Consider the following 3,389-nt stretch of genomic DNA (forward strand, 5'->3'; position numbering starts at 1 on the left):
AAAATCTACAACTTTCTTATCATATCTAAATATTGTCTCATTTGACTACAATATATGTGTCAAATGAGACAATATTTAGATATGATAAGAAAGTTGTAGATTTTTCATAATCAATATCAATTTTTCACATCCTGGGAGAAAACTAATAGATGCTAACTCTAAAAATAGTCGTTAATATTGTCGTCCTCTTCTTTGTTGCATTATTCATTTTTGGATTCTTGTCCAACGATCCTGCTCGTAACCCTAGTGGTCGAGATATGGAGTAATAAAATCTCTATATTTTTAGAGACTGAGTAAAAACTTGCACCAAGATTTCAGTCAGCCTGGAAGTCCACTAATCTGATTAAGTGTTATATTCCAGGCTAGTTTTTGACATAATTTATAAAATATGATATGTAAAATCAAATTCAGTGAGTAACTTAATAATATATCCAGACCCTAAAGAGTGGAAAAAAGTAATCTCCAGGCCAAGCTAATTAGATTTTTACTCTTGAATTGATAAATCTTCTGTAAAAGTTCTAACTCTTAAGTTTATGATCGACTCCGATCTTTAACCTTTGAGCTTAATGTTTCTATCTGAAATATGTCCTATCCTCTGCCCCCACCACAACTACCTCCAATAGTTGAAACCCTCCCTTCACAAACGGTAACCCAATCTGTTACAAAATTACGACAGCAAGTACCTAGCCCACTGCCAAAATCAAACCAGGGGACTGAGGAAATCATATTGTCTGCAAAAAACACTTTCTCAGGACAAGAATTCAGAGAAACCGTATTATACAAAATTCCTCAAATTAAATCCACCTTTGACCCTGTTAGTCCAGTAAGTCCAATTCATACAACCTCAGCAAGTCTGGGACCACCTGTAGAAATAGATATATCATCAGCAGAAAAAATTTCTACTATCGAAAACCAAATTAATTTAGATAGAAAACTAACATTCTCCTCTACTTCCTTCTCAAATTTCTCCGAATATACAGCCAGAAAACAAGAAGAAGAAACTACTACACAAATAAACTTATATAGCTCAAACAGTAGAGACATTCTAGAACATTTCAGTAAGAATACTGCAAGTACCAAGCAAAAAATAATTACCTCAAAATTTTTCAGTCAACCAGAGCAACTTGAAACACAGACACAAAAACAAACACTTGAAATAGGACAAACAATAGAAGATAGTTCCCCAAAATTGCCCAATCTTCCCCAAGAGCAACAACCTATAGACCAGCCAGATGTCCAAGAATCAAAAGAAGAAGAAACACCCGTTCCCATAGCAGATCCAGAATCTCAAACCCAAGAGTCAGACGAAGAAACAGAAAATAAACAACCTATTACAGTACCCTTGCCAGCAGATGTAGTAGAAGTAACAGCAGAGCGTCAAGAATATGACGACCAACGGCGACTAATTACAGCAGAAGGTAAAGTAATAGTGCGATTTAGTCAAAGACTCGTTAACGCAGACAAAGTACAAATTAACTTAACAACTCGTCAACTCCTGGCTACGGGAAATGCTGTTTTTACTCAAGGGCAACAAGTATTGCTAGGAGAACGCATGGAATACAACTTTACCCTAGACAAAGGAGTAATTGAACAAGCAAGTGGAATTATATTTGTCGGTAACGCCGAAGAAACATCCTCATCATCCCTACCCACCACAGAAGGAGTAGGAGCATTACAAGCAAGAACATTAAGCGATCGCATCAGTGCTACTCAACCACCAACAAATGTCAAAGCAACTGAAGGCACAAAAGTTACATTTGAACCCAAACTAGAAGCACCCGAACAAGCAGGAACAGTTAATAGACTGCGCTTTGAAGCAGACCGTCTCAACTTATTAGGTGCAGGCACCTGGGAAGCCACAAATCTCCGACTCACCAACGATCCGTTCTCACCCCCAGAAGTAGAATTAAGAAGCGAGCGTGCTACACTCAAACCCCTATCACCCTTTCAAGATGAACTAATCACCAAAAAAGCACGGTTAGTATTCGACAATCGCTTTAGTTTACCACTATTTCGCGAACGAACAATTATTGACCGTAACCAAAGAGACCCCCTGCCAATTCAAATTGGTTATGACCAAGATGATAGAGGAGGATTATTTGTTGAAACTACATTTGAACCCCCACTTCAAATACCATTTCAAGTCAGACTAACTCCCCAATATTACTTAGAAAGAGCCTTTTTAGGAGATGAAGGCGACTCCCCCATAGATGATAATGTGTTTGGTCTCAAAGCTTCGGTAAACGGTTCCATAACCCCCACAACTCAACTAGAAGGACGAGCCACATTTCTCACATTTAAAGACTTTCCCGACCTAGAAGAAGACGACTTTCGGGGTAGCGTTCGACTAAGACAGTTATACCAAGGTTACAATTTAACAGGAGAGTATAGTTATCGCGATCGCTTATTCAATGGTAGTTTAGGATTTCAAACAGTTCACAGCAGCGCAGGTGTCGTTCTTACCTCCCCCCTAATACCACTAGGAGAAACTGGTGCCCAACTAAGTTTTCAGACAGGTTATCAAGTTGTCAATGCCAGAACAGACCGTCGGGAATTATTAACAGACCTCCAACCATTTGAACCCTTACCCGATGAAAATGATGAAAATGATGACGACGATGCTAAAGCACGAGCTGACCTTGGTCGTTTCCAGAGCGTAGTCTCTCTGAGATACCCACTAACTATCTGGAGTGGAGAAGCATTGCCAGCGACCCCGACCGAAGGCTTGAGATATACCAGCAAACCAGTAGTTCCATTTGTGCAAATGGTCTTAGGACTGACTGGTGCTACTAGCCTTTATAGTAACGATGAAGACCAATCTTATCTTCGTGGCAGTCTTGGGTTTACTGGTCAGTTTGGACATTTTTCCAGAGACTTTTTTGATTATACTGGATTCAACTTAACTTATAGCCAGACAGGTCTAAGTGGTCAGTCACCTTTTTTCTTTGACCGCGTTGAAGACACGAATGTCCTCTTATTTGGTCTTGTCCAACAGATTTATAAAGGTTTTCGGGTTGGCTATCAAAGTGGAATCAACATAGAAAATGGTGATATTCTCGACGATCGAATCACATTAGAATATAGTCGTCGTACTTATGGAGTCATATTAACTTTTAGTCCCAGACGACAAACTGGTACATTTAGCCTCCGGATCAGTGACTTCAACTGGCAAGGTGGTACAACTCCTTTCTCAGGGGAAGATATTCGGCCCGTAGGTGGCGGTGTGGTTCGTTAACGAAGTCAGAAGTCAGAAGTCAGAAGTCAGAAGTTAAACCACCCCTAACCCCTCCCAGGAGGGGAAGTAGGGGATGCGTGAGCAACTCTCCAAAAATATTTCGCCAGTCAAGGCGGGGTTGCACGACTTAATTATAAGGTTTCTAGTTGCTCCA

The 3,389-nt window shown here is 40.0% G+C and carries 2 protein-coding genes; both read left to right on the forward strand.

The genetic code is table 11. The features are described from left to right. Nucleotides 1-149 precede the first annotated feature (149 nt). Nucleotides 150-266 carry a photosystem II reaction center protein I gene (locus F6K13_RS24690; RefSeq protein WP_124145587.1) on the forward strand — a complete coding sequence of 39 codons (117 nt, stop codon included), beginning with the start codon at nt 150-152 and terminating at the stop codon, nt 264-266. 317 nt (nt 267-583) lie between these two features. Further along, nucleotides 584-3,235 carry a DUF3769 domain-containing protein gene (locus tag F6K13_RS24695; protein ID WP_124145588.1) on the forward strand — a complete coding sequence of 884 codons (2,652 nt, stop codon included), beginning with the start codon at nt 584-586 and terminating at the stop codon, nt 3,233-3,235. The last annotated feature ends 154 nt before the right edge of the window (nt 3,236-3,389 follow it).

It is taken from the genome of Okeania sp. SIO2B9 (assembly GCF_010672505.1).
Lineage (GTDB): Bacteria > Cyanobacteriota > Cyanobacteriia > Cyanobacteriales > Microcoleaceae > Okeania > Okeania hirsuta.